Here is a 25,946-nt window from a genome sequence, read left to right as displayed (position 1 = left end):
ATGGATTTCCCGACCGTCGATCTGCCGGCCCTGCCTCCTTTGCTTGCCGCGCCCGCGCCCGGCTGGGTGGAGACCACCGACGTGATCGTGGTGGGTTCCGGGGTGGCCGGGTTGACAGCCGCGCTGCATCTGCGCGAGGCGGGTCTGCACGTCACGGTCGTGACCAAGGTCAACATCGATGACGGTTCGACGCGGTGGGCGCAGGGTGGCATCGCGGCGGTGCTCGATCCGGCCGACACGCCGGCGGCGCACGCCCGGGACACCGAGATCGCCGGGGTGGGGCTCTGCGACCCGGCGGCGGTCCGGGCACTTGTCGAGGAGGGGCCGACCCGGCTGCGGGAGCTGATGCGCATCGGCGCCGAGTTCGACCGCCACCCCGACGGCTCGCTGATGCTGACCCGTGAGGGTGGGCACCGGGCGGACCGGATCGTGCACGCCGGTGGCGATGCGACGGGAGCCGAGGTGCAGCGGGCGTTGCACGCGGCGGTGCAGCGCGACCCGTGGATCCGCCTGGTGGAGCACGCACTGGTGCTGGACCTGCTGCGGGCGCCCGGCGACGGCCCGGACGGCCTCGGCCCGGCCTGTGGGATCACCCTGCACGTGCTTGGCGAGGGCAGCGAGGACGGCGTCGGCGCGCTGCTGGCCCGGGCGGTGGTGCTCGCCACCGGCGGCATGGGGCAGGTCTTCGCGGCCACCACCAACCCGGCCGTGTCCACGGGCGACGGGGTGGCGTTGGCGATGCGGGCCGGCGCGGCGGTCACCGACATCGAGTTCGTCCAGTTCCACCCGACGGCCCTGATCACTCCGCCCGGGGCGGGTGTGCCCGGTGCCGGCCACGCGCAGCAGCCGCTGGTCTCCGAGGCGCTGCGCGGCGAGGGCGCGCACCTTGTGGACTCCGACGGCAAGCGGTTCATGGTGGGCCAGCACGAGCTGGCCGAGCTGGCTCCCCGCGACGTCGTGGCCAAGGGCATCCACCGGGTGCTGCTCGCCAGCGGCGCCGACCATGTCTTCCTCGACGCCCGGCACCTGGGCGGGGCTTTCCTGGCCAGCCGGTTCCCGACCATCGTGGCGTCCTGCCTGGCGATCGGCGTGGACCCGGCCACCGACCTGATCCCGGTCGCGCCTGCCGCGCACTACGCCTCCGGCGGCGTCCGCACGGACCTGCGCGGCCGCACCTCCATCCCCGGCCTGTACGCCTGCGGCGAGGTCGCCTGCACTGGTGTGCACGGTGCGAACCGGCTGGCCAGCAACTCGCTGCTGGAAGGGCTGGTCTTCTCCCGGCGGATCGCCGACGACATCGCCGCCGGACTGCCCGAGCAGGCGCAACCGGCGAACGTCGGCGCGTGGCGCGGAAGCTCGGGCTGGCTGCTGCCGGCCGAGGCGACACCGGACCTGCAACGGGCCATGACGCGGGGCGCCGGGGTGCTCCGTTCGGCCGCGACGCTGGCCGGCACTGCGGGGACGCTCACCGAGCTGGGCACCGCCCGCGGTCGGCCGAGGACCGCCGACTGGGAGGCGACGAACCTGCTCACCGTGGCGTCGGCGCTGGTGGCCGCCGCGTACGCGCGCCCCGAGACGCGGGGATGTCACTGGCGGGAGGACTTCCCGACTGTCGACGAGCGGTGGCTGGGCCACCTGGTCGGCTCGGTCGGGAGGCAGGGCGGGTTGACGCAGCAATGGGAGGGACGTTCATGACGGAGTCGACGCAGGCGGCGTTGCGGGCGGCCGGACTGGATCCGGCGCAGGTGCGGCGGGTGATCGAGAACGCGCTGGTGGAGGATCTGGGACCGGATTTCCTCGACGTCACGAGCGTGGCGACCATCCCGGCGGAACAGAGCGACACGGCCGACCTGGTGGCCCGAGCGGACGGTGTGCTGGCCGGGCTGGCCGTGGCCACCGCGGTGTTCGAGCTGGTGGGCGAGGTGAGCGGCTTCGGGCGTACCGTCGAGGTGTCGGAGCTGGCTCGCGACGGTGAGCGGGTGGCGCGCGGCGACGTGCTGGCGACGGTGACCGGTCCGACCCGGCTGCTGTTGACGGCCGAGCGGACGGCGCTCAACCTGCTCTGCCGGATGTCCGGGGTGGCCACCCACACCCGCGCCTGGGCGGACGCCCTGGCCGGCACGAAGGCGATGGTCCTGGACACCCGCAAGACGACGCCGGGCCTGCGGGCGCTGGAGAAGTACGCGGTGCGGGCCGGCGGGGGCACCAACAAGCGGATGGGCCTCTACGACGTCGCCATGATCAAGGACAACCACAAGCTGGCGGCCGGGAGCATCACCGCGGCATACCGGCGGGTGCGGGAGGCGTTCCCGGAGGTGCCGGTGCAGGTCGAGGTGACCACCGTCGCCGAGGCTGTGGAGGCGGTGGAGGCCGGCGCGGACTTCCTGCTCTGCGACAACATGACGCCGGAGGTGCTGGCCGAGGCGGTGGCCGCCGTGGGTGACCGGGCGGAGTTGGAGGCCACCGGCGGGCTCACTCTGGAGGTGGCTGGCCGGTACGCGGCCACCGGCGTGGACTTCCTGTCGGTGGGTGCGCTCACCCATTCGTCGCCGATCCTGGACATCGCGCTGGACCTGCGCTCCGAGTAGTTGTCTAGGCTGCGTGCGTGCTGCTCTGCATCGACATCGGAAACACCAACACCGTGCTGGCGACCTTCGACGGTGACAAGCTGGTGCATTCCTGGCGGATCAAGACCGACGCCCGCTCGACGGCGGACGAGTTGGGCCTGAAGTTCCGGGGCCTGCTCGCCGGGGACAACGTCGAGATCACCGGCGTGGCCGCCTGCTCCACCGTGCCGGCTGCGCTGCGGTCGCTGCGGACCATGCTCGGCCGCTACTACGCCGACCTGCCGAGCGTGATCGTCGAGCCCGGCGTGCGGACCGGGGTGCAGTTGGCGATCGACAACCCGAAGGAGGTGGGCGCCGACCGGGTGGTGAACACCCTTGCCGCGTACACCCTCTACGGCGGGCCGTCGATCGTCGTGGACTTCGGTACGACCACCAACTTCGACGTGATCAGCGGTCGGGGCGAGTTCCTCGGTGGGGCGTTCGCCCCGGGCATCGAGATCTCCTTCGACGCGCTGGCCGCCCGGGCCGCCCAACTGCGCAAGGTCGAGGCGACAAAGCCCCGCTCGGTGATCGGCAAGAACACCGTGGAGTGCCTCCAGTCCGGCCTGTACTTCGGCTTCGCCGGGCAGGTGGACCGGATCGTCGAGCGGATGACCGAGGAGTTGGGTGAGGTGAAGGCCGTGATCGCCACCGGTGGCCTCGCCTCCCTGGTGATCAACGAGTGCCGCAGCATCACCCACCACGAGCCGATGATCACGCTGATCGGCCTGCGGATGGTCTACGACCGCAACCTCTGACGCCGCCGGAGGTCAGCGCCGCCGGGCGCGCAGGACGATCGTGCGGTACGGCAGGTCGACGGTCGCGCGGCCGACCAGGTCCGGATGGGTGGCGAAGAGGGCTCGCAGCTCCTCGTCGATCGCCGCCCGCTGTTCGGCCGGGGCGGTGAGCCAGTACGAGCGGGTGTGCAGCATGGCGACCATCTCGTCCGGCGTGAGCGTGGCGCGGTGGGTGAACTCGCCCAGCTCGATCGCTCCGAAATCGGAGCCGAAGTCGGTGTACTTCTCGATCACGTCGCCGGCGTTGTCCCCCAGGCGGGCGATCCGTCCCAGTTCGGCGACCCAGCCCACCTGATCGTCCCGAAGGTTCCAGATGGGGGCGAACGTCCCGCCGGGCCGCAGCACCCGCGCGATCTCGGCGTGCGCCCGCTTTCTGTCGAACCAGTGGTACGCCTGCCCCACCACCACGGCGTCGGCGGATCCGTCGGGCAGCGGCACCGACTCGGCGCCGCCGGCCAGCGCGGTGCTGCCCGGGGTGGCGGCGTCCAGCCGGGCGCGCATCTCCGGGTCCGGCTCCACAGGCGTCACCCGGTGGCCGAGTGCGAGCACACCGCGAGTGAGGATGCCGGTTCCCGCACCCAGATCGACGATCCGGGCGGAGTCCTCGAGCCCGTCCAGCGCCCACCGCACGGCTTCGATCGGATAGCGGGGCCGGAACCGGTCATAGTCGGCTGCGGCCATACCGAACGAGAGTGCCTGAGTGTGATCCGCCATGGCGGGCAGGTTATCCGTTAACGGGCACCTGAGCGCTTGAGTACGCTCGGGCCTGACCCCCCGTAGTCTTCGTGACGAGGAAGCGTGCCGTGAGCGAGCAGAACGCCGTGCCAGTGGACCCCGCCGACGACCTTCCGGAGCAGATGAAGGTCCGCCGGGAGAAGCGGGACCGGATGCTCGCCGAGGGCGTCGAGCCGTACCCCATCGGTTTTCCCCGCACCAGCACGCTCGCCGAGATCCGCGCCAAGTACGCCGACCTGGCGACCGACACCGCGACCGGCGACCAGGCTTCCGTCACCGGCCGGGTGATCTTCGTACGCAACACCGGCAAGCTCTGCTTCGCCACCCTGCGCGACGGTGACGGCACCGAGTTGCAGGCGATGCTCTCCCTGGACCGGGTCGGGCCGGAGCGGCTGGAGGCGTGGAAGCGCCTGGTCGACCTCGGTGACCACGTCGGCGTGACCGGTGAGGTGATCACCAGCCGCCGGGGAGAGCTGTCCGTGCTGGCCGACAGCTGGGAAATGACCGCCAAGGCCCTGCGCCCGCTGCCGGTGGCGCACAAGCCGCTCTCCGAGGAGGCGCGGGTCCGGCAGCGTTACGTCGACCTGATCGTCCGGCCGCAGGCCCGGCAGATGGTCCGCACCCGTGCCGCAGCCGTACGCAGCCTCCGCGATTCACTGCACGGGCAGGGTTTCATCGAGGTGGAAACTCCGATGCTGCAACTGTTGCATGGCGGAGCGGCGGCCCGACCTTTCGTGACCCACAGCAATGCGTTGAGCACCGATCTGTATCTGCGAATCGCCCCGGAACTGTTTCTCAAGCGCGCAGTGGTCGGCGGCGTCGACCGCGTCTTCGAGATCAACCGTAACTTCCGTAATGAGGGTGTCGACTCTTCGCACTCGCCGGAGTTCGCGATGCTGGAGACGTACGAGGCGTACGGCGACTACGACACGATGGCCGAGTTGACGCGTAATCTCGTGCAGCAGGCGGCGATCGCGGTCGGCGGCTCGACGGTGGTGACCCATGCCGACGGACGCGAGTTCGACCTCGGCGGGGAGTGGCGCTCGGTGACACTGTTCGGAGTCCTTTCCGAAGCGCTCGGCGAGGAGGTCACGGTCCGCACCGAACGCTCCCGCCTCGTGGAGTACGCCGACAAGGTGGGATTGGCCGTGGACCCGAAGTGGGGTCCGGGCAAGCTGGCCGAGGAACTGTTCGAGGAACTGGTCGTCCCTGGCCTTCAGGCGCCCACCTTCGTGCGGGACTACCCGGAGGAGACCAGCCCGCTGACCCGGGCGCACCGCAGCGAGCCGGGCCTGGCGGAGAAGTGGGACCTTTACGTGCTCGGCTTCGAGCTGGGCACCGCGTACTCCGAGCTGGTCGACCCGGTGGTGCAGCGCGAACGGCTGCTGGCCCAGGCGCAGCTCGCCGCCCGCGGCGACGACGAGGCGATGCGTCTCGACGAGGACTTTCTCCGGGCGATGGAGTACGGAATGCCGCCGGCGGGCGGTATGGGAATGGGAATCGACAGGCTGTTGATGGCCCTGACCGGCCTCGGAATTCGGGAAACCATCCTCTTCCCGTTGGTGCGCCCCGAGTAGTCTCGGCTGGCTCTCAGCGTGCCGTAACCGCATCCTATTGACGGGCCAAGCGGCGCACGGGTTATTGTGCTCTCGTTAGCAGGACGACCCTGCTCGAAAGGAATGTGGGACGTGGCCAAGCAAATCATTCACAAGCTGGTCGATGACCTGGACGGCGGGGACGCTGACGAGACCGTCAAGTTCGCGCTCGACGGCGTTCAGTACGAGATCGACCTGTCCGGTGCCAACGCCGCGAAATTGCGCGACGTATTCGCGCCGTACGTGGGTGCCGGCACCAAGGTGGGTCGCGGTGGCGTGGTCATCGGCGGTCGGGCTGCCCGCGGCAGGGGTGGCGCAACCGCTGACCGGGAGCAGAACAAGGCAATCCGGGAGTGGGCCAAGAAGGCCGGCAAGGACATCTCGGATCGGGGTCGTATCCCGCAGGAGATCGTCGACGAGTACCACGCCAAGCGCTGACCCGTTCAGCAATCGGTGGCCGCTGGCCGCCGCAGGGCGACACCGACGCCGGGCCGGAGATTCTCCGGGCCGGCGTCGCCGTATCCGCGGGCGGGCGGCGGTGTCCCTCGGTCGGGCAGCGCGATGTCCCTGGGGGCGGGAAGCTTTCGGGCCGGGCCGGCGTTGTCCACAGCCGGTGGAGAAGATATCCACAGCCTGTGGACGACCCCCCGCAGGGCCGCGCGCGGCGTTCGTCGCCGGCGCCGGCCCGCCCTCCACGGGCCCCGGAGACCCTCCGAGGGCCGGGAGAAGGCTTCCGTCGCGCCGGTCGGATTTCGCTCTGCGCGTAGCGACAGGGGTACCGGAACACCTCCTGAGCGCGCACGGTTGTGCAAAACGACGTGGAACTGACCCAGACCAGAGACACACGACCTCAGCTGAGTCGGTCAGCGACGATAGAGTAAGGAGGCACGGACGCCCGTCCTGGACGTTCGCGCACCGGCCCCGCCAAGATCTTGACCATCAAGGCGCACGGCACGTGAGGAGCACGAGGGCATGTTCGAGCGGTTCACCGACCGAGCGCGACGGGTTGTCGTCCTGGCCCAAGAAGAGGCCCGGATGCTCAACCACAACTACATCGGTACGGAACACATCCTGCTGGGCCTGATCCACGAAGGTGAAGGCGTGGCAGCCAAGGCCCTGGAGAGCCTCGGCATCTCCCTGGAGGGCGTCCGTCAGCAGGTCGAGGAGATCATCGGCCAGGGCCAGCAGGCGCCGAGCGGGCACATCCCGTTCACGCCGCGGGCCAAGAAGGTGCTGGAGCTGTCGCTGCGCGAGGCGCTTCAGCTGGGGCACAACTACATCGGCACTGAGCACATCCTGCTCGGGCTGATCCGTGAGGGCGAGGGCGTCGCCGCCCAGGTGCTGGTGAAGCTCGGCGCCGACCTCAACCGGGTCCGCCAGCAGGTGATCCAGCTGCTGTCGGGCTACCAGGGCAAGGAGCCGGCTGCCGCTGGCGCCGCGCCGGGTGAGGCCGCGCCGTCGACCAGCCTGGTGCTGGACCAGTTCGGCCGTAACCTGACCCAGGCCGCCCGGGAGGGCAAGCTCGACCCGGTTATCGGGCGCGAGAAGGAAATCGAGCGGGTCATGCAGGTGCTGTCCCGCCGCACCAAGAACAACCCGGTCCTGATCGGTGAGCCCGGCGTCGGCAAGACCGCCGTGGTGGAGGGCCTGTCTCAGAAGATCATCAAGGGCGAGGTGCCCGAGACTCTGAAGGACAAGCAGCTCTACACGCTCGACCTCGGTGCGCTGGTCGCCGGTTCCCGCTACCGCGGTGACTTCGAGGAGCGCCTCAAGAAGGTGCTCAAGGAGATCCGCACGCGCGGCGACATCATCCTGTTCATCGACGAGATCCACACCCTGGTGGGTGCGGGTGCCGCCGAGGGCGCGATCGACGCGGCGAGCATCCTCAAGCCGATGCTGGCCCGTGGTGAGCTGCAGACCATCGGCGCCACGACGCTTGACGAATACCGCAAGCACCTGGAGAAGGACGCCGCGCTTGAGCGTCGTTTCCAGCCGATCCAGGTGGGTGAGCCGTCGCTGGCGCACACCATCGAGATCCTCAAGGGCCTGCGCGACCGCTACGAGGCGCACCACCGCGTCAGCATCACCGACGCCGCCCTCGTGGCCGCCGCCACCCTGGCCGATAGGTACATCTCCGACCGCTTCCTTCCGGACAAGGCGATCGACCTGATCGACGAGGCCGGCGCCCGGATGCGGATCCGTCGGATGACCGCGCCGCCAGACCTGCGTGACTTCGACGAGCGCATCGCCCAGGTGCGTCGCGACAAGGAGTCCGCGATCGACGCGCAGGACTTCGAGCGCGCCGCCCAGCTGCGTGACAAGGAGAAGCAGCTCCTCGGTCAGAAGGCGCAGCGGGAGAAGGAGTGGAAGGCCGGTGACCTGGACGTCGTCAGCGAGGTTGACGACGAGCAGATCGCCGAGGTGCTCGGCAACTGGACCGGCATCCCGGTCTACAAGCTGACCGAGGAGGAGACCTCGCGCCTGCTGCGCATGGAGGACGAGCTGCACAAGCGCGTCATCGGCCAGGAGGACGCGGTCAAGGCCGTCTCGAAGGCGATCCGGCGTACCCGGGCCGGCCTGAAGGACCCGAAGCGCCCGTCGGGCTCGTTCATCTTCGCCGGCCCGTCCGGTGTCGGTAAGACCGAGCTGTCCAAGGCGCTGGCCGAGTTCCTCTTCGGCAGCGAGGACGCCCTCATCCAGCTGGACATGTCCGAGTTCCACGACCGGTACACGGTCTCTCGGCTGGTGGGTGCCCCTCCCGGCTACGTCGGCTACGACGAGGGCGGGCAGCTGACCGAGAAGGTGCGGCGTCGGCCGTTCTCGGTGGTCCTGTTCGACGAGATCGAGAAGGCCCACCCGGACGTGTTCAACACGCTCCTGCAGATCCTGGAAGACGGTCGGCTCACCGACGGTCAGGGTCGGATCGTGGACTTCAAGAACACGGTCATCATCCTGACCACCAACCTGGGCACCCGTGACGTGGCGAAGGCCGTGTCGCTGGGCTTCCAGCAGTCGGAGGACTCCGAGTCGACCTACGACCGGATGAAGCAGAAGGTCAACGACGAGCTCAAGCAGCACTTCCGGCCTGAGTTCCTCAACCGGATCGACGACACCATCGTCTTCCACCAGCTGCGTCAGACCGAGATCCTCTCGATCGTGGACATCATGATCCGGCGGATCGAGAACCAGCTGCACAACAAGGACATGGGTCTGGAGCTGACCGACAACGCCAAGAAGTACCTGGCCGCGAAGGGCTTCGACCCGGTGCTCGGTGCCCGTCCGCTTCGTCGCACGATCCAGCGCGACATCGAGGACAACCTCTCCGAGCGCATCCTGTTCAACGAGCTGACCCCCGGTCAGATCGTGGTGGTCGACTGCGAAGGCGACCCGAACGACATCGACAAGTCCAAGCTCGTCTTCCGGGGCGCGGAGAAGCCGGTCGAGGTTCCGGACGCCGTGCCGGCCGACCTCGGTGGCACCGCCGCCGCAGGCGCGGACGAGTAGTAGAACCAGCAGCCAGGGGCGGGGCTCCGGTGGCGAAAGCCACCGGGGCCCCGCCTTTTCCGTACCCCCAGGAGCCACACCTCGCAAACCCCGACGCCACCACCGGTCTGCCGCCCGCGCGTCTGCCCGGCTGTCGCGTCCTCAAGATCGCGCAGCATCCTGGATCTAGTGGTACTCGGGCAGATCGAGGCCACCACACCCAGGATCGAGCACGAACTTCGGCGCGGGGCGCGAGGCGCGGGGCAGCGCGGGGCGGTCAGAGGTACGAGGTGCAGGGTCAGGAGCGCGCGAGGTGGTCAGGTGACGATCGGGGTGGTCGGGAGGGGTGGGCCGTCGCCGACGAGGCGGAAGGAGTCCGCGTCGACCGGTTCGACAAGTCCGTCCTGCACGAGTCCGGCCAGGGCGCGGGCGCGCTGCACGTCGTCGGTCCAGACCTGGTCCAGGCGCTGGTGCGGTACCGGCCCGGTGGCCTCCCGGAGCACCCCGAGCAGCAGTCCGCGTACCTGCCTGTCGGTGCCCGCGTACCGCTGGGGGCGGCGGGTTGGCCCGGCCGGTTGCTCCTGCCCGGAGGCACGCCACGCGCAGATCGACTCGACAGGGCAGGCCGGGCAGCGCGGCGACCGGGCGGTGCAGATCACCGCGCCCAGCTCCATGAACGCGGCGCTGGCGAGGGCCGCCGCGGCAGGCTCCGCTGGCAGCAGCTCCTCGGTGGCGACCAGGTCGGCCGGGCGGGTGACCGGTCCGGCGTCCGGTTCGCCGGCAACGGCCCGGCAGACCACCCGCCGTACGTTGGTGTCGACAACCGGATGCCGTTGGCCGTACGCGAAGGCGGCGACGGCCCGCGCCGTGTACGTGCCCACGCCGGGCAGCGCCAGCAGTTGGTCCAGTCGGTCCGGCACCTGGCCGCCGTGCCGCTCCACGATCGCGACCGCGCATTCCCGCAGCCGTACGGCCCGACGGGGGTAGCCGAGGCGTCCCCACATCCGGATGGCCTCGGCCGGTGTGTCCGCAGCGAGCGCGGCGGGCTCCGGCCAGCGGGCCAGCCAGGCGTGCCAGGCCGGCACGACACGGACCACCGGGGTCTGCTGGAGCATCACCTCGCTGACGAGGATGGCCCACGGGGTGACGTCGGCGTGGCGCCACGGCAGGTCACGGGCGTGCTGCTGGAACCATCGGCTGACCAGAGCGGCGAAATCGGGTTGAGTCATGGCGCCGTCGATGATGTCACGCGATGTATTCCCGCTGGATGGGCGGCTTGGGCGGGGTGTCGTCGAGGCGGCGGGCGGATCGGGCAGAATGCGCGGATGAACGAGCTCGCGATCACCGTCATCGGCCGGGACCGGCCTGGCATCGTGGCCGACGTCGCCGAGGTCCTGGCCCGTCTGGGCGCGAACCTCACCGACAGCACGATGACCCGGCTTCGGGGGCATTTCGCGATGACCCTCATCTGCACCGGGCCGGCCGCCGCCGAGGTCGAGGCGGCGTTGGTGGCGCTGACCGCCGAGGGCCAGCTGCTGGCGACCGTACGCGCTGTCACGCCCGACGCCGAGGTCGCACCGGTGGGGGAGCCGTACGTGATGGCGGTGCACGGGTCGGACCGGATGGGCATCGTCGCGGCCATGACCCGGGTGCTTGTGGACGCCGGTGGCAACGTCACGGATCTCAGCACCCGGTTGGCGGGTTCGCTCTACGTGGTGCTGGCTGAGGTCGAGCTGCCGGCTGGTGTCGCCGACACGCTTGTCGAGCGGCTGCAACGGACGGCCGTCGAGTTGGGCGTGGAGGTCACGCTCCGGCCGGCGGACCCGGACCTGTTGTGAGCGGCGAGCAGGGGCCGGTCACCGGCCCGGACGTCGACGAGGCGTACGCCGGCCTTGGTGGTTGGACACCGGAGTCGTTGGCGGTGCCGGGTGAGGTGCGGGCCGTGGTGTCCGCGCCGCACCCGGTGTTGAGCCAGGCCGGAGGTGAAGTCGATCCGACGGCCGAGGAGACCGTCCGGTTGGCCGCCGACCTGGTCGCCACGATGCGGGTCTCGCCGGGCTGTGTGGGCCTGGCGGCGCCGCAGGTGGGTGTGGGTGCCCGGGTGTTCGCTGTCGATGTGACGGGGCATCCGAAGGCGGTCACCGTGCACGGCACGTTCGTGCTCTGCAACGCCCGGGTCGTCGAGGCGACCCGGTGGAAGGCGGGCCGGGAGGGGTGCATGTCGGTGCCCGACCTGACCGGGGACGTGAAGCGGGCCAGTCGACTGGTCGTGGAGGGTGAGCTGCCGGGCAGCGGCGCGGCGGTGCGGTTGGTGACGGACGGTTTCGAGGCGCGGGCGTTGCAGCACGAGATCGACCACTGCGCGGGTCTGCTCTTCCTGGACCGGGTGGCTGGTGCGCATGCCGTCTACCAGCGAAAGGTCTACCTCTGAGCGGGACGTCGGAGACCGGGGTGTCAGTCCCTAGTGGAGTGTCCGTGGGTCGTCGGGATGACGTTCCGGCGCGTCGCGTCGGGCTGGTGGGCGCGGCGCGGCTACGGTGGGGGGCATCATGCGTCTGACGGTCGGCCCCCTGCCACCCGCCGTGTACTGGCGGCGTCGCGCCGTCGTACTCGGAGCGGGGCTTCTCTTCCTGATTGTCCTGCTCTATTCCTGCACCGGCTCGGGTCGCTCCGGCGGTCGACAACCGGAGGCGGGGGCGACCCCGACGTCGACAGCGAGCCCGTCGGCCGAGAGTCCAGGGCCGGCCGGTCCGGTGCTGACCCCGCAGACGGGGGTGCCGCCGGCGTCCGGGTCGGCCGCTCCGGAGGCCACGCAGCCGACCCCCGAGATCACCAGCAACAACCCGCCACCGAACTCGGGCGGGTCGTCGGACGACGGCACCTGCACGGACGCGGAGATCAGCGTGAGCTCGGTGGTGCGGTCGACCTCGGTGCAACGCGGAACGGTCGTCGATCTCCAGCTGAAGATCAAGAACACGTCGGACCGGACGTGCAGCCGCAACGTCGGTGCCGACCTTCAGGAGATCTTCATCAAGTCCGGTGCCGAGAAGGTGTGGTCGTCGGACACCTGCGGCAAGGCGCAGGGGTCGGACGTGCAGTCCTTCACGCCCGGGTTCGAGCGTTCCTACCAGGTGGGTTGGAACGGGCGGGACACCACCAGGTGCGACGGCAGCGGGCTGGCCGCCGGGCCATTCCCGCCGGTCGGGACGTACCAGGTGTTCGCCAGGGTCGGCACCAAGCTCAGCGCACCTGTGAAGCTCACCATCACCGGCTGAGCCGGATCAGACGTACCGCTCCAGGATGGACGCCTCGGCGAGCCGGGACAGGCCTTCGCGGACGCCCCGGGCGCGGGCGTCGCCCACGCCTTCGACGGCCTGCAGGTCCTCCACGGTGGCACCCAGCAGCCGCTGGAGGCTGCCGAAGTGCAGCACCAGGCGGTCGACCACGGCCACCGGCAGGCGGGGCACCTTGGCCAGCAACCGGAAGCCACGCGGGCTGACGGCGGCGTCCAGCGCGTCCGAGGCGGCCGGATAGCCGATCGCCTTGGCGACCGACACCAGATCGATAAGCTCGGTGGCGCCGAGCAGATCCAACTCGACAAGCGCCTCGTCCAGCGTGCGGGACTTGCGGCCGACGGGCAGGTAGTCCCTGATGACGAGCGTCCGGTCGGCGTCCACGCCTGCCATCAGCTCGTCGAGCTGGAGTGCGAGCAGGCGGCCGTCGGTGCCCAGCTCGACCACGTAACCGGCGATCTCGTCGGCGATCCGGCGAACCATCTCCAGTCGCTGCACCACTGCCACCGCGTCCCGCACGGTGACCAGGTCCTCGATTTCGAGCGCGGACAGGGTGCCGGAGACCTCGTCCAGCCGAAGCTTGTAGCGCTCCAGGGTGGCAAGCGCCTGGTTGGCCCGGGACAGGATCGCCGCCGAGTCGTCGAGCACGTGCCGCTGACCGTTGACGTAGAGGCTGATGATCCGCATCGACTGGCTTACCGAGATGACCGGGTAGCCGGTCTGCCGCGCGACCCGCTCCGCGGTGCGGTGCCGGGTGCCCGACTCCTCGGTGGGGATGGACGGGTCGGGCATCAGGTGCACGGCCGCCCGGACGATGCGTGTGCCGTCGCTGGAGAGCACCACGGCACCGTCCATCTTGCACAGCTCGCGGACCCGGGTCGCGGAGAACTCCACGTCAAGCGGGAAGCCGCCGGTGCAGAGGCCCTCGACGACCTTGTCGTAACCGAGCACGATGAGCGCGCCCGTACGCCCGCGCAGGATGCGCTCCAGCCCGTCCCGCAGCGCGGTGCCGGGTGCCATCAGAGCGAGGTTGGCGCGCAGCGGATCCCCGGCGCCCCCGGCAGCGGCGGACACGCTCACGCTGATCGGGCGGGCTGGTGAGCCCATGGCGCCGGTGCGGGCCTGGGGCGGTGGCCCGGCAGGCTTGGTGGTATCGCGGTCGATCGGCACGGGCACAGTCTACGGACTGCCGTGCGGTGGGTGCTGTCGTGGTTACTGTGATGTGTCACGATGCTGCCCCTTCCACGCATTTCCGCTTGCGCCGTCCCTGTCCGGTATAGCCGTCCGCGCCGACACGGTCTGTCACTCGGCGGACGCGCGGGCCGCGTGGTGCAGCGCCGAGCGCACGTCAGTGACCTCGGTCACGCGCATCTGCTCGGGCCCGGCGCCGGTGCTGGCCGGGCCGCAACCCGGCGGCACCAGGGCGACCTTGAACCCGAGCCGTGCCGCCTCGGCCAGCCGACGCGGCACCGCCCCCACCCGGCGCACCTCGCCGGTCAGGCCCACCTCGCCGATCGCCACGAGGTGCGGCGCGATGGCCAGGTTGAGCCCACCGGACGCCACAGCCAACGCGATGGCCAGGTCGGCCGCCGGCTCCACCACCCGGATGCCGCCGACGGTGGCCGCGAAGACCTCCCTGTCGTGCAGCGTCAACCGCTCGGTGCGCCGTTGCAGCACCGCTAGCACCATGGCCAGGCGGGCCGAGTCGAGGCCGGAGACCGTACGACGGGGCGAGCCGGCCACCGTCGCGCCGATCAGTGCCTGCACCTCGGTGACAAGCGCCCGCCGCCCTTCCATGGCCACTGTGACGCAGGTGCCGGGGACGGGCTCCGAGTAGCGGGTCAGGAACAGGCCGGAAGGGTCGGCAAGGCTGCTGATGCCGCCCTCGTGCATCTCGAAGCAGCCGACCTCGTCGGCAGCACCGAATCGGTTCTTGACGCCGCGCACCAGCCGCAGCGAGGAGTGCTTGTCGCCCTCGAAGTGCAGCACCACGTCGACAAGGTGCTCCAGCACCCGCGGCCCGGCGACCTGGCCGTCCTTGGTGACGTGGCCGACCAGCACCGTGGCGATGCCCCGCTCCTTGGCGACCGAGACCAGCGCGGCGGTGACAGCGCGGACCTGCGTCACCCCACCGGGCACGCCCTCGGTGCCGGTGGTGGAGATGGTCTGCACCGAGTCGAGCACCAGCAGGCCCGGTTTGACCGCGTCGAGGTGCCCGAGCACCGAGGCCAGGTCACTCTCAGCCGCCAGGTAGAGCTGGTCGTGCAGGGTGCCCATCCGCTCGGCGCGCAGCCGCACCTGACTGACCGACTCTTCGCCGCTGACCACCAGCGAGGGGCTGCCGGAGCCGACCGCCCACTGCTGCGCCACATCGAGCAGGAGGGTCGACTTGCCCACGCCGGGCTCCCCGGCGAGCAGCACCACCGCGCCGGGGACCAGGCCGCCGCCGAGCACCCTGTCGAGCTCGCTCACGCCGGTGGGCCGGGCGCGGGCAGGGGCGGCGCTGATTGTCGCGATCGGCCGGGCCGGCTCGGCCGGTAGCCGGGAGCTGACCACCCGGCCGGAGACGGTCGGGCCGGTCACCGTGGACTCGACCACCGAGCCCCACTCGCCGCATTCCGGGCAGCGTCCCACCCACTTGGGGGGCTGGTGCCCGCAGGCGTCGCACTCGTACGCCGGGCGCGGCTCGCGGGCGGCGGACCGACCGCGAGCGGCACCTGCCGTGCCGCCGCGCGGTGAGGTCGATCGGGAGGTGGTCACATCAGGACGCTAGCCGCCCGGTGCGACGAAAACACCCCGGCGTGGTGGTTCCCACGCCGGGGTGTTCGTCGATGTCAAGCCGGGTCACTCGTGGGAGGTGCCGCCCTCTTCGTAACCACCCTCGCGCTCGATGATCGGCGAGGGAACCGGCGGGGCGGTGAACGGCACAGCGATCGGGGCGGGGCCGGTCACCGTGTTGCCGTTGCCGAAGTCGAACGTCACGAAGACGTTCTGCCCGCTGCGCAGCGCCTCCTTCAGGCCGACCAGCCGGAGCTGGCTGGTCGCCTCGGAGTTGAGCTGGAGGTAGCTCTGCGGTGCCAGCTCGATCCGCGCCGGCTGACCGGGCGCGGCGGGGCTGGCGGAACCGGACGCCCGCGCCGACTCCGGGGCGGAAGGGGTGGACGGGGCGGCCGAGGCCGACCCGGTGGCGGAGGGGGTGGCCGACGGGCTGGCAGTGCTGGATTCGGTTGCCGACGGGCTGGCGGAGGCCGAAGCCTCGGCCGACGGCGTGGCGCTCGCCGAGCCGCTCGAGATCACCACCTCGCGTGCGCTCTCGGTGGTGATCGTGACCGTCACGGTGCTCTTCGAGTCGTTGTAGATCACGGCGTTGAGCAGGGCGTCCTGGCCGGCCTGGTAGCCCTCGGTGCCCGGGTAGTCGACAAGCAGGCCACGAACCGCGTACGCGCCGTTGGCGGTCGTGAGGCTGACGCCCTGGACCGACGGTTCCTTCTCGGCCGTCTCGGCGATCTGACCGGTGCCGCATCCGGACACCAGCAGGCTGGCAGCCGCAATACCGGACAGCAACAGGGCCGCCCGCCGGGATCCCCTGATCGAGCGCGTCACGTCGGTCCTCCTCGTTGCGATCCCACCCGGCCGCACGCCGGGCACGGTGGCCATACCCGCGCAGACCGCGCTCCAGGGTAGTTGGAGCTGATCGAAGCCCGCACACGGACCCGGCAATGCCACCTTCCGGGGTGCCCCTCACACCACCCGGCCGCTCGCCACCAGGAGAACCACGTCGATGAGGGCCACGAGCATCACCGCTCGGAACGCGGACACCGGCCGCCGACCGGCGCGGGCCGCCGAGCGCCCGGCGTACCAGCTCAGGGGTGGCACCACGGCGGCCGTGGCGATCGCCGCCAGGCCGACCAGCGACGGCGGCCCGGGTGGCCCCAGCACCAGCGCCGCGGTCGCGGCGAGGAGGAGGCCCGCCGCTGCTGCCCGGCTGCCTGCCGCGCCGAGCCGGTGCGGCAGGCCGCGTACCCCGGTCCGGGCGTCGTCGGCCAGGTCGGGCAGCACGTTGGCGAAGTGCGCGCCGGCCCCCAGGCACGCAGCCGCCACCAGCAGCCAGGCCGGCGGGGTGGGCTGGCCGGGCAGCCCCAGCACCACGAAGGCCGGCAGCGCGCCGAAGGAGACGGCGTAGGGCACCACGGAGAAGGCGGTGGCCTTCAGCGGCCAGTCGTAGAGCAGCGCGGAGACCAGCGCGACAGTGAGCCAGAACGCCGCCGTGGGGTTCGTGGTCAGCGCCAGCAGCGGGCAGGCCACCGCGGCCACCGCCGCAGCCCAGGCCGTGGCGCGCCGGCCGACCGCGCCGGCGGCGACAGGCTTGTCGGTACGTCCCACAGTGGCGTCCCGCTCGGCGTCCAGCGCGTCGTTGGTCCAGCCGACGGCGAGCTGGCTGGCGAGTACGGCGAGCACCACCGAGACGATTCCGGCTGGCCGGTGACCAACTCCCCAGGCGAGCAGACCGGCCACCGTGGTCACCGCGGCGGCCGGCTCCGGATGGCTCGCTCTGACCAGCCCTAACACCCTCGACGACATAAGGGAAGTCTGGTCGTTACCGAGCAGTCGTGCCACGCTCGGTCCCATGCGAGACGTGGCTGCGGCCGCGGCGTCCACCGGCTCCCGGGTGCTGCCGCCCAACGATCCGCGCCAGTACGACGACCTGGTCGACGAGTGGTGGCGGCCGGATGGCGCGTTTGCGATGCTGCACTGGTTGGCCGAGGCTCGCGCGACGCTGGTGCCACCGGCGGACCGTCCGGACGCGGTCCTCGTCGACCTGGGCTGCGGCGCCGGCCTGCTCGCCCCGCACCTGGCCGGCAAGGGCTACCGGCACATCGGTGTCGACCTGACCCGCTCGGCGCTGGTGCAGGCCGCCGAGCACGGCGTACGGGTGGTGCAGGGCGACGCCACCGCGGTGCCGCTCCCCGACGGCTGTGCCGACGTGGTCTCGGCGGGTGAGCTGCTGGAGCATGTGCCGGCCTGGCGACAGGTGGTGGCCGAGGCATGTCGGCTGTTGCGGCCGGGTGGCCTGCTGGTGCTGGACACCCTCAACGACACGGCGCTGGCCCGGCTGGTCGCGGTACGGATCGGCGAGCGGCTGCCGACCGTTCCGCGCGGCATCCACGATCCACGGTTGTTCGTGGACGCTCGCGAGCTGGTCGCCGAGTGCGCCCGGTACGGCGTTCAGTTGCGCGTGCAGGGCGTCCGGCCGCAGGTCGGGGGCCTGGTCGCCTGGTTGTGGCGCCGCGTCCGGGCTACCCGAACGGGAGGTGTGGCGCCTGGCGGCCGTGCCCCGCGCATCGTGCCGATCCGGTCGACGGCCGTGTTGTACCAGGGCTGGGGTGTCCGTAACGGATAGTCGGGTCGTGGCGGGGGTAATGGACGCCAGGAGGGGGCGATATGACGGTGCACGCGCTTGAGGCGGCCCGCCGGTTGGCGCCGCGGTTCGCCGCGCGGGCGGCGGAGCACGACCGGGACGGCTCCTTTCCGGTCGAGGACTTCCGTGACCTGCGGGAGGCCGGCCTGTTCGGCTTGATGGTGCCGCCCGCGCTCGGCGGCATGGGTGCCACCTTCGCCGAGTACGCGGCAGTGGCCACGGAGCTTGCCCGGGGCAACGGCGCGACCGCCCTGGTGTTCAACATGCACGCCTCGGTGACCGGCGCGCTTGGAGCGGTGACGGAGGAGTTGGCCGAGGCGCTCGGTGTGCCCGACGAGGCGTTGGCCGCCCGGGACCGGCTGCTCAAGGCCGCGGCGCAGGGCTCCTGGTACGCGGTGGCGATGAGCGAGCGTGGCGCTGGGGCCCGGCTGTCCCAGCTGAGCACCGTCTACGAGGCGACCGACGACGGTTGGCACCTCAAGGGCAGCAAGACCTTCTGCTCCGGCGCCGGGCACGCCGACGGCTATCTGGTGGCCGCGCGCAGCTCTGCCGACCAGTCGGTGGTCTCGCAGTTCCTGGTACCGGCCGGCGATGGTCTGACCGTCGAGCCGACCTGGGACGCGCTCGGCATGCGCGCCACCTCCTCGCACGACCTGCACCTGGACGTCGCGGTGCCGGCCGACCGGTTGCTGGGCGGGGTGGAGGGGTTGGCCCTGGTGGTCGCCCAGTTGATGCCGCACTGGCTGGTGGCCAGCTACGCCGCCGTCTACGTGGGGGTGGCCCGCGCGGCGATCGACGCGGCTGCCGAGCACCTCAACGCCCGCAACCTGGCCGGCCTGCCGGCGGTACGCGCGCGGCTGGGCCGGGCGGACGCGGCGACGGCGGCGGCCGAGTTGGTGGTGGCCGAGGCGGCCCGCCGGGTGGACGACGCGCCGGGCGACGCGGAGACCAACCGCTGGGTGTGGCGGGCGAAGCTGCTGGCGGGCACCACGGCTGCCGAGGTGGCCGCGTCGATGCTGGAGGCGGCAGGCACCTCGGCGACACGGCGCGGCCATCCGTTGGAGCGGCTCTACCGGGACGCCCGCTGCGGCTCGCTGCACCCGGCCACGTCGGACGTCTGCGCCGACTGGTTGGGCATCGCCGCGTTGGGCGGCGACCCGGACCGTGACGGATCGGCGCCACGTTGGTGAGCCGGCTGTGCGGGTTCGGCGCGGGGGATGGGCCGGCCGAGGGGGCCGGTGGGACGGCAAGGGGGAGGACAGCGTCTGAGGAGAGGTGGGGATCGTGCCCGTACCAGTGATCGCGGGGCTCGGGACGGCGCACCCGCCGTCCGCATCGCAGGCCGAGTTGTGGGAGGGCTTCTTCTCCCGGCACTTCTCCGGCACCACCCGGTCGTTGGCCCAGCGGATCTTCGCGAACTCGGGTGTGACCCGGCGCCAGGCCGCGGTCAACCCCCTGCTGGAGGACGTCTCGGACTGGCCGACCGAGCGCCGGATGCGTCGCTACCAGGTGGAGGCGCTGCCGCTGGGCAAGGAGGCGGTCGGGCGGGCGTTGACGGCCGCCGGGATGGGCGCTGGCGACGTGGGCATGTTCATCGTCTGCTCCTGCACCGGGTACGCCACTCCGGGCCTGGACATCCTGCTCGCCCGGGACCTCGGCATGGCGCCGGACACCCAGCGGATGTTCGTGGGCCACATGGGCTGCTACGCGGCGCTGCCGGGCCTGGGCGCGGCGAGTGACTTCGTCACCGCACGGGGCCGCCCGGCGCTGCTGCTCTGCGCGGAGCTGACCAGCCTGCACATCCAGCCGTCCAGCGCCCGGGTGGACACCCAGCAGATCGTCTCGCACGCGCTCTTCTCGGACGCCGCAGTGGCCGCCGTGGTGGTGCCGGGTGGTCCGGGGTACGCGTTACGCGAGGTCGCCTCGGTCACCGACACCTCGACGGCCGACCACATGACCTGGGACGTCACCGACGCGGGCTTTCGGATGGGGCTGTCGCCGAAGGTGCCGCAGGTGCTCTCCCGGCACGTACGCACTCTGGTGGCCGACCTGCTGGCCCGGCACGGCGGCACCATCTCCGACGTGGATGGTTGGGCCGTGCACCCTGGCGGTCCGCGGATCCTCAACGTGGTCGAGCGGGAGCTGGCCCTGCCGCCGGAGGCGCTGGCGGCGTCCCGGGCGACGCTCGACGAGCACGGCAACTGCTCCTCGCCGACGGTGCTGCTGATCCTGGACCGGCTGGCGCGCGCGACGCCTCCGGCGAGGCGTGTCGTCATGCTGGCGTTCGGTCCCGGCCTCACCCTGTACGCCGCCCTGCTCGACCGACAGGGCTGACCGCCCACGACCCGGCCGGTACGCTCACCCGCATGGATGCGGGGGCAGACGATCGGCTGGGGTCGGCGGTGCTGGCCGGGGTGGCCGTGGCCGCCCTGGTGGTCGGTGGCTGGTGGTGGCGGGCCACCGCTCCGGAGCCAACGGCCGGTCCGGCTCGCCCGACAGGCGAGCCGAGCGCGGAGCCGTCCGTCAGCACCGTCATGGAACGTGTCGTGGCCTCCGGGATGGCCGACGGGCCGGTGCGGGTGCGGATCGATCCCGAGACGGGCGAGGTCAGCGAGGCGCAGACCAGGTCGAGGGTGGTGATCGACCCGGCGACCGGCATGATCATTGACATCGATGGCCCGCCGGGCGACGGCTTCGGCACGGGTGACCTGCCGCTCTTCAAGGAGACGGTCTGGCGGGAACGGCGGGAACTCACCCCGGGGGAGGCCGTGATCCGGCAGTCCGCCGACAATGGCGCCCGCCACCTGCTCCAGGTCCGCTGCACCAGGCTCGGTTCCCTGGCCGTGAAGGTCACCGGCGCCCGGCTGGCCGGCTCGCCCCGCATCGACTGCGACGGCACGATCGCCACTGCCGTGGTGCTTCCCGACGGCGGGCGGATCCGGGTGTCGCTGGTGTCGACGGCCGGGCAGCCCGTTGACGTCCAAGCGCAACTCGTCACGGTGCCCTGAGCGAGGTTCAGGTCACGGGGCGAGGGCGGCCAGCTCATCCCGGTACGTCTCGGCCGGCCCGAGGTCGGGCAGCACCTGGGTCACCACGCCCGTGCGGTCGACGAGTAACGCGGTGAGCGCGCCGGGGCGCACCGGCTGACCCAGGAACGAGCGCAGCCCGCCAGCGGGGTCGGCCAACGTCCGGACTGATCCGCCGGCCGGTGGTGTGGCAGTGACCGAACGCCCGGCCACGGTGATCACGGCGACCCCGTCGGGGGCGGCAGCCGCAGCCTGGGCCACCCGTTCGGGGCAGGGGCAGCCGTCCACCAGAATGATCATGGCAGGGAGCAGGCCGCGCAGCGCCACGGGTGCCTGGGCGGCGTCGACGAGATCAAGCGCGGGCAACGCCTGCCCGGTGACGGTCGCGGGTGGCACGTACGGGCTCGGGGCTGGTCGGTCGGCGGTGCCCCGGGTGGCGCGCGGCCAGGTCACGGCCAGGAGGCCGGCAAGCGTGGTGAGCACCGCCACGAACAGCACCAGTAGTGGGAGGGCGAAGGCTGGCTGCCCGGCGTGCTGGCCGGCGGCCCGGCGCAACTCGCGGCGGATCTGGGCTGCCTCGCCGGCGAGTGCCGACGCGTCGTCGGGTACCACGATGCGGCCCCACTCGGGTGGCAGGTCGGGCAGCCCGTCGGACGACCCGTGGCCCTCTGCATCCGGCTTGCCCATCGGACCCCCTGGAAGCGTCTCGAGAGCGGAGTGTGGCTCGTACTCAAGGGTCCCGCACCGGGGGCACCTCCCGCTACATCTGGGCGGAGTCCCGCCGGGCGGGATACCATGGGAGGAGCGCATAGCCCTTGATCTCAGCGTTCCGTTCACCCGTACCGGGAGGTTATCCCACGGTTACGGAGAGTGTTCGAACCATCAGCTTGACTGCCTGTCAAGCTGAAGAAAGACCTCTCACAGGGCCCCTGAGCTGCGCCAACGGTCAGGACATCGGTGAGACATCGTTGCCTGAGCGTGTTACCCTAGACACAGCGAAAGGGGTTTCGAACCTATGGTTTTCAGTGTCGGCGAGACCGTTGTCTACCCCCACCACGGGGCCGCACTCATCGAGGCAATCGAGACTCGGGTCATCAAGGGCGAGCCTAAGCAATATCTCGTCCTGAGGGTCGCGCAGGGTGACCTGACGGTCCGGGTGCCGGCCGAGAACGCCGAGATCGTGGGTGTCCGCGAGGTGGTTGGCGAAGAGGGCCTCGGTAAGGTCTTCGACGTTCTCCGGGCTCCGCACACCGAGGAGCCGACCAACTGGTCGCGGCGTTACAAGGCCAACCTGGAAAAGCTGGCCTCCGGAAACCCGCTGAAGGTCGCCGAGGTCGTGCGCGACCTGTGGCGCCGGGAGCGGGAGCGGGGCCTTTCCGCGGGCGAGAAGCGGATGCTCGCCAAGGCCCGCGACATTCTCGTCGGCGAGGTCGCGCTGGCGGAGAAGAGCACCAAGGACGAGGCGGAGACGCTGCTCGACAAGGTGCTCACCGAGGCCTAGTCAACAGCATCGTCGTACCCACTTCGTAGCGAAGAAACCACCGAGGACCGCGACGTGACCGCGCAGCTCAATCCGCGCGGTGACGTCGCGGTCCTCGTGCCTGCGGCAGGCGCTGGCGTACGGCTCGGCCCCGGCCGACCCAAGGCGCTGCGCCTGCTCGCTGGCGAGCCGCTGCTGGTGCACGCCGTGCGTCGGCTGGCCGCCGCCGCGTCGGTGCACACGATCGTGGTGGCCGCGCCGCCCGCCGAGGTGGCGGCCGTCCGTGGCCTGTTGGCCCCGGTGGCACCGGTGATCGTGGTGCCCGGCGGCGCCGAGCGGCAGGCGTCGGTGGCAGCCGCGCTGGCGGCGGTGCCCGACGGTCCGACGATCGTCCTTGTGCACGACGCCGCCCGCGCGTTGACCCCACCGGAGCTTGTCGAGTCCGTCGCGGCGGCCGTCCGCGGCGGTCGGGACGCTGTGATCCCCGTCCTGCCGGTCGTCGACACGATCAAGGAGGTCGGCGCCGGCGAGGTGGTGCTCGGCACCGTCGACCGGTCCGCCCTCCGTGCGGTGCAGACCCCGCAGGGCTTCCGCCGGGCCGTGCTGGCCGCCGCGCACGCCGTGGGCGGCGACGCGCTCACCGACGATGCGGGGCTCGTCGAGAAGCAGGGCGTCGCTGTGAGCTGCGTGCCCGGCTCGGAGTACGCCCTGAAGATCACCCGCCCGTTCGACCTTGCGCTCGCGGAGCATCTGCTTGCCGCCGGCGGTTGACGCGTACCCTCGGATCATGATCGTTCCTCGGGTTGCCATCGGGACTGATGTACATGCGTTCGAGCCCGGCCGGCCCTGCTGGGTGGCGGGTCTGCTCTGGCCCGACCAGGACGGTCTCGCCGGGCACTCGGACGCGGACGTCGCCGCGCACGCCGCCTGCAACGCCCTGCTCTCCGCCGCAGGTCTCGGTGATCTCGGCTCCGCCTTCGGGGTGGGCGAGCCCGAATGGGCCGGCGCGTCCGGCGTTGCGCTGCTGACGGAGACCGCCCGCCGGGTGCGCGCCACCGGCCTTGAGATCGGCAACGTGTCCGTGCAGGTCATCGGCAACCGGCCCAAGATCGGTCGGCGTCGGGAGGAGGCCGAGCAGGTGCTCTCCGCCGCTGTCGGCGCCCCCGTCACCCTCTCGGCCGCGACCACCGACGGGCTCGGTTTCACCGGCCGTGAAGAAGGGCTGACCGGCATCGCGGTGGCCCTGGTGTACGACGCGCCAGCCGCCTAGGCTCGCCGCGATGTCCAGCGACCCCGCCTCCGACCGATCCGCCTCCGACGGTTACCTCGATCGGGCCCAGCTTCTCGCCGAACTCGGCCGCCACGACGAGGCCGCCACCGAGCTGACCTATGGGCTTGCCCTGAAGCCGGCCGATCCGGAGGCGCTCACAATGCTGGCCCGGGTGCACCTGGCCGCCGGTCGTCCTGCGGACGCGCTCACCGCCGCCGACGCTGCCGTGGCTGCCGCCCCGGAGGCGCTGCCACCGTTGGTGGTCCGGGCCATGGCGCTTGCCGACCTGGAGCGCTACGCCGAGTCGGCAGCGGCAGCCGACCGGCTGTTGGCGCTCGGCCCGGCCGACGCGTACGCCCAGCGCAGCGCGGCGGCGATCCTGGCCGACGCACGCAACGGCCAGCCGGCGCTGAACGCGGCCTGGCGGGGGGTCGAGTTGGCGCCCCAGGAGCCGCAGGCGCATCTGGTGCTCAGCCTGGTGGCTGCCCGGCTGGGGTTGTTCGACCTGGCCGAGCGCGCCTACGGGGAGGCGCTGCGGCTGGACCCGCGTCTCGCCGACGTCCGCCAGGACGTCGGAGTCCTCCGGTTGGAGCAGCGCCGCTGGTCGCAGGCGTTGGAGCAGGTCGCCGAGGCGGTTCCGGTCGGTCCCAGCCGGATGGATTCGGGCCGCACCGTCGCCCAGGGCCTGCACCGGCTGGTGCTCTACGGTGCCGGCTGGTCGCTCATCGCGGCGGTGGTGGTGGCGTTTGCGGCCGCCGCGAACGGCGGGTTGTCGCGCATCGTCGCGGTCCTCGCCGCGCTCACCGGCGGCGTCGTGGTCTGGCAGCTCGCGGCGCGACTGCCGGGTCTGACCCGGACCATCCTGCCCACCCTGCTGCATTCGGACCGGACGCTCGCCCTGGCGGTCTACGCGGTGGCCGCCGCGCCGGTGCTGCTGCTGGTGTACGCGATGGTCGGCTCGCCGTGGCCGCTGGTGCTGGCCATCGCCGTCACCACGATCGCCGAGTTCGCAGTGTTCACCCGCACCGCGATCCGGTGACTAGCCGCGACGCGCCCAGGTCCAGGCGTAGCCGTCGTCCTCGCAGTTGCGGGCCGCATCGCAGAGGTCCAGCGGGCGGAACGTGTCGACCATGACGGCCAACTCGTCGAAGTAGTCCGCGCCGATGGACCGCTCGGCCGCACCCGGCTGGGGGCCGTGGGTGAACCCGGACGGGTGCAGCGAGATCGAGCCCTGCTCGATGCCGGAGCCGCGCCGCGCCTCGTAGTTGCCACCGGTGTAGAAGAGCATCTCGTCGGAGTCGACGTTGTGGTGGTTGTAGGGCACCGGGATCGAGTCGGGGTGGTAGTCGACCTTGCGGGGCACGAACGAGCAGATGACGAAGTTGGGGCCCTGGAAGGTCTGGTGCACCGGTGGCGGCTGATGGATGCGCCCGGTGATCGGCTCGAAGTCGTGGATGGAGAACGCCCACGGGTAGAGGTGCCCGTCCCAGCCGACCACGTCGAAGGGGTGGTTGGCGTAGACGTAGCGGGTCCAACCGCGCCGGTGGCGGACAAGCACCTCGACCTCCTCGCCGTCGACGAGCAACGGCGTGTCCGGACCGCGGACGTCACGCTCGCAGTACGGCGAGTGCTCCAGGAACTGCCCGCGTACGGAGAGGTAGCGCTTGGGCGGGCCGATGTGACCGGACGCCTCGACGGCGAGCAGTCGAACGGGCTGCTCGCCGGTGGGCACCAGCCGGTGGATGGTCGACGTGGGGATGACTACGTAGTCGCCGGCCACCGCCTCCAGCACCCCGAACGGGGACTCGACCCGCAGCGTGCCCGCCTCGACGTAGAGGCAGTGGTCGCCTGTGGCATCGCGGAACAGCGGCGACGGGCGGTCGGCGAGGACGTACCCGATGCGGACGTCGTCGTTGGCGAGCAGGTACTGCCGGCCGAGGACCGGGTCGGTGCTGCCGGCGTCGAGCTTGTGGGTGCGCAGGTGGCGGGGCTTGAGTGGCAGGTTGGGCGCCCGGGTGAATGCGGGCGGGGTGAACTCGTCGGCGGCCAGGATCGCTGTGGGCGCGTACCGGTGGTAGAGCAGGGACGAGTCGGAGGAGAAGCCCTCCTGACCCATCAGCTCCTCGGCGTAGAGGCTGCCGTCGGGCTGGCGGAACTGGGTGTGGCGCTTACGCGGCACTTCGCCGACGCTGCGGTAGTACGGCATCTTCGCCTCCCGATATGCCCCGTCCATCGGCCGAAG

25 protein-coding genes are annotated in these 25,946 nt (G+C 71.5%); 17 read left to right on the top strand and 8 right to left on the bottom strand.

Annotated features, from left to right (window positions below; genetic code table 11):
- From ADK66_RS12355 to ADK66_RS12345, 3 genes are read left to right on the top strand one after another with little or no spacing between them, the layout of a single operon-like run.
- On the top strand, positions 1 to 1,695 hold the full coding sequence (locus tag ADK66_RS12355) for an L-aspartate oxidase (protein WP_053654744.1): 1,695 nt from the start codon (positions 1 to 3) through the stop codon (positions 1,693 to 1,695).
- Positions 1,692 to 2,588 carry a carboxylating nicotinate-nucleotide diphosphorylase gene (gene nadC, locus ADK66_RS12350; RefSeq protein WP_053654743.1) on the top strand — a complete coding sequence of 299 codons (897 nt, stop codon included), beginning with the start codon at positions 1,692 to 1,694 and terminating at the stop codon, positions 2,586 to 2,588. The genes ADK66_RS12355 and nadC overlap by 4 nt, the downstream gene beginning before the upstream one ends.
- Positions 2,589 to 2,605: 17 nt before the next feature.
- Positions 2,606 to 3,364, top strand: coding sequence for a type III pantothenate kinase (locus ADK66_RS12345; RefSeq protein WP_053654741.1), 759 nt, complete (start codon positions 2,606 to 2,608; stop codon positions 3,362 to 3,364).
- A gap of 12 nt (positions 3,365 to 3,376) precedes the next feature.
- On the opposite strand, the gene ADK66_RS12340 is transcribed toward ADK66_RS12345, so the two are convergent.
- Positions 3,377 to 4,117, bottom strand: a complete 741-nt coding sequence (locus tag ADK66_RS12340; protein WP_053654739.1) for a class I SAM-dependent methyltransferase — start codon at positions 4,115 to 4,117, stop codon at positions 3,377 to 3,379.
- Positions 4,118 to 4,206: 89 nt separating this feature from the next.
- Here ADK66_RS12340 and lysS point away from each other — a divergent pair, with 89 nt between their 5' ends.
- The 3 genes from lysS (at position 4,207) to ADK66_RS12325 (ending at position 9,237) form a co-directional block, all read left to right on the top strand.
- Positions 4,207 to 5,715, top strand: coding sequence for a lysine--tRNA ligase (gene lysS, locus ADK66_RS12335; protein WP_053654738.1), 1,509 nt, complete (start codon positions 4,207 to 4,209; stop codon positions 5,713 to 5,715).
- A gap of 111 nt (positions 5,716 to 5,826) precedes the next feature.
- Positions 5,827 to 6,171, top strand: coding sequence for an Lsr2 family protein (locus tag ADK66_RS12330; protein WP_007466057.1), 345 nt, complete (start codon positions 5,827 to 5,829; stop codon positions 6,169 to 6,171).
- A 534-nt stretch (positions 6,172 to 6,705) separates the two neighbouring features.
- Entirely contained in the window at positions 6,706 to 9,237 is a 2,532-nt protein-coding gene (locus ADK66_RS12325; protein ID WP_053654735.1) for an ATP-dependent Clp protease ATP-binding subunit, read from the top strand.
- Between the two features lie 296 nt (positions 9,238 to 9,533).
- On the opposite strand, the gene ADK66_RS12320 is transcribed toward ADK66_RS12325, so the two are convergent.
- Positions 9,534 to 10,445, bottom strand: coding sequence for an A/G-specific adenine glycosylase (locus ADK66_RS12320; RefSeq protein WP_053654733.1), 912 nt, complete (start codon positions 10,443 to 10,445; stop codon positions 9,534 to 9,536).
- A 96-nt stretch (positions 10,446 to 10,541) separates the two neighbouring features.
- Here ADK66_RS12320 and ADK66_RS12315 point away from each other — a divergent pair, with 96 nt between their 5' ends.
- The 3 genes from ADK66_RS12315 to ADK66_RS12305 all read left to right on the top strand — a co-directional run bounded on the left by ADK66_RS12315 (position 10,542) and on the right by ADK66_RS12305 (position 12,491).
- Positions 10,542 to 11,054 carry a glycine cleavage system protein R gene (locus ADK66_RS12315; RefSeq protein ID WP_053654731.1) on the top strand — a complete coding sequence of 171 codons (513 nt, stop codon included), beginning with the start codon at positions 10,542 to 10,544 and terminating at the stop codon, positions 11,052 to 11,054.
- A complete protein-coding gene (locus ADK66_RS12310; RefSeq protein WP_053654730.1) occupies positions 11,051 to 11,647 on the top strand; it encodes a peptide deformylase in 597 nt (198 codons plus the stop codon). Before ADK66_RS12315 ends, ADK66_RS12310 begins: the two co-directional genes overlap by 4 nt.
- 118 nt (positions 11,648 to 11,765) lie before the next feature.
- The gene (locus tag ADK66_RS12305) at positions 11,766 to 12,491 is read left to right on the top strand and encodes a hypothetical protein (protein ID WP_053655054.1); all 726 of its coding nucleotides are present in this window, start codon (positions 11,766 to 11,768) and stop codon (positions 12,489 to 12,491) included.
- Between the two features lie 6 nt (positions 12,492 to 12,497).
- Here ADK66_RS12305 and disA read toward each other — a convergent pair whose 3' ends face one another.
- The 4 genes from disA to ADK66_RS12285 all read right to left on the bottom strand — a co-directional run bounded on the left by disA (position 12,498) and on the right by ADK66_RS12285 (position 17,090).
- Positions 12,498 to 13,679, bottom strand: a complete 1,182-nt coding sequence (gene disA / locus ADK66_RS12300; RefSeq protein WP_053655052.1) for a DNA integrity scanning diadenylate cyclase DisA — start codon at positions 13,677 to 13,679, stop codon at positions 12,498 to 12,500.
- A gap of 132 nt (positions 13,680 to 13,811) precedes the next feature.
- Positions 13,812 to 15,269: a DNA repair protein RadA gene (gene radA / locus ADK66_RS12295; RefSeq protein ID WP_053654727.1), complete on the bottom strand. Its 1,458-nt coding sequence runs from the start codon at positions 15,267 to 15,269 to the stop codon at positions 13,812 to 13,814.
- A gap of 84 nt (positions 15,270 to 15,353) precedes the next feature.
- Positions 15,354 to 16,112 carry a hypothetical protein gene (locus ADK66_RS12290; protein ID WP_053654725.1) on the bottom strand — a complete coding sequence of 253 codons (759 nt, stop codon included), beginning with the start codon at positions 16,110 to 16,112 and terminating at the stop codon, positions 15,354 to 15,356.
- 138 nt (positions 16,113 to 16,250) lie between these two features.
- Complete coding sequence (locus tag ADK66_RS12285) at positions 16,251 to 17,090, bottom strand: UbiA family prenyltransferase (RefSeq protein WP_157552412.1); 840 nt, start codon at positions 17,088 to 17,090, stop codon at positions 16,251 to 16,253.
- A gap of 46 nt (positions 17,091 to 17,136) precedes the next feature.
- On the opposite strand from ADK66_RS12285, the gene ADK66_RS12280 reads away from it, so the two are divergent.
- The 4 genes from ADK66_RS12280 (at position 17,137) to ADK66_RS12265 (ending at position 20,936) form a co-directional block, all read left to right on the top strand.
- Positions 17,137 to 17,910 (top strand): bifunctional 2-polyprenyl-6-hydroxyphenol methylase/3-demethylubiquinol 3-O-methyltransferase UbiG, encoded by a 774-nt coding sequence (locus tag ADK66_RS12280; RefSeq protein WP_053654721.1) that lies wholly within the window; start codon positions 17,137 to 17,139, stop codon positions 17,908 to 17,910.
- Positions 17,911 to 17,951: 41 nt separating this feature from the next.
- Positions 17,952 to 19,118: an acyl-CoA dehydrogenase family protein gene (locus ADK66_RS12275; protein ID WP_053654719.1), complete on the top strand. Its 1,167-nt coding sequence runs from the start codon at positions 17,952 to 17,954 to the stop codon at positions 19,116 to 19,118.
- Positions 19,119 to 19,203: 85 nt separating this feature from the next.
- Positions 19,204 to 20,262 (top strand): type III polyketide synthase, encoded by a 1,059-nt coding sequence (locus ADK66_RS12270; protein ID WP_053654718.1) that lies wholly within the window; start codon positions 19,204 to 19,206, stop codon positions 20,260 to 20,262.
- A gap of 32 nt (positions 20,263 to 20,294) precedes the next feature.
- Positions 20,295 to 20,936, top strand: coding sequence for a hypothetical protein (locus ADK66_RS12265; RefSeq protein ID WP_157552410.1), 642 nt, complete (start codon positions 20,295 to 20,297; stop codon positions 20,934 to 20,936).
- A gap of 12 nt (positions 20,937 to 20,948) precedes the next feature.
- Here ADK66_RS12265 and ADK66_RS12260 read toward each other — a convergent pair whose 3' ends face one another.
- The gene (locus ADK66_RS12260) at positions 20,949 to 21,641 is read right to left on the bottom strand and encodes a hypothetical protein (protein WP_053654714.1); all 693 of its coding nucleotides are present in this window, start codon (positions 21,639 to 21,641) and stop codon (positions 20,949 to 20,951) included.
- A 328-nt stretch (positions 21,642 to 21,969) separates the two neighbouring features.
- On the opposite strand from ADK66_RS12260, the gene ADK66_RS12255 reads away from it, so the two are divergent.
- From ADK66_RS12255 to ADK66_RS12240, 4 genes are read left to right on the top strand one after another with little or no spacing between them, the layout of a single operon-like run.
- On the top strand, positions 21,970 to 22,455 hold the full coding sequence (locus ADK66_RS12255; protein ID WP_007073334.1) for a CarD family transcriptional regulator: 486 nt from the start codon (positions 21,970 to 21,972) through the stop codon (positions 22,453 to 22,455).
- A 54-nt stretch (positions 22,456 to 22,509) separates the two neighbouring features.
- Positions 22,510 to 23,205 (top strand): 2-C-methyl-D-erythritol 4-phosphate cytidylyltransferase, encoded by a 696-nt coding sequence (ispD, locus tag ADK66_RS12250; protein ID WP_053654711.1) that lies wholly within the window; start codon positions 22,510 to 22,512, stop codon positions 23,203 to 23,205.
- A 13-nt stretch (positions 23,206 to 23,218) separates the two neighbouring features.
- Positions 23,219 to 23,704 (top strand): 2-C-methyl-D-erythritol 2,4-cyclodiphosphate synthase, encoded by a 486-nt coding sequence (gene ispF, locus ADK66_RS12245; protein ID WP_053655050.1) that lies wholly within the window; start codon positions 23,219 to 23,221, stop codon positions 23,702 to 23,704.
- A 10-nt stretch (positions 23,705 to 23,714) separates the two neighbouring features.
- Positions 23,715 to 24,743: a tetratricopeptide repeat protein gene (locus ADK66_RS12240; RefSeq protein ID WP_053654709.1), complete on the top strand. Its 1,029-nt coding sequence runs from the start codon at positions 23,715 to 23,717 to the stop codon at positions 24,741 to 24,743.
- On the opposite strand, the gene ADK66_RS12235 is transcribed toward ADK66_RS12240, so the two are convergent.
- The gene (locus ADK66_RS12235; RefSeq protein WP_053655048.1) at positions 24,744 to 25,910 is read right to left on the bottom strand and encodes a homogentisate 1,2-dioxygenase; all 1,167 of its coding nucleotides are present in this window, start codon (positions 25,908 to 25,910) and stop codon (positions 24,744 to 24,746) included. It lies immediately after the preceding gene.
- Positions 25,911 to 25,946 lie beyond the last annotated feature (36 nt).

The sequence above is a fragment of the Micromonospora sp. NRRL B-16802 genome, from assembly GCF_001279555.1.
GTDB classification, from domain to species: domain Bacteria; phylum Actinomycetota; class Actinomycetes; order Mycobacteriales; family Micromonosporaceae; genus Micromonospora; species Micromonospora profundi.
This window is presented reverse-complemented; position numbering and strand designations above follow the sequence as displayed.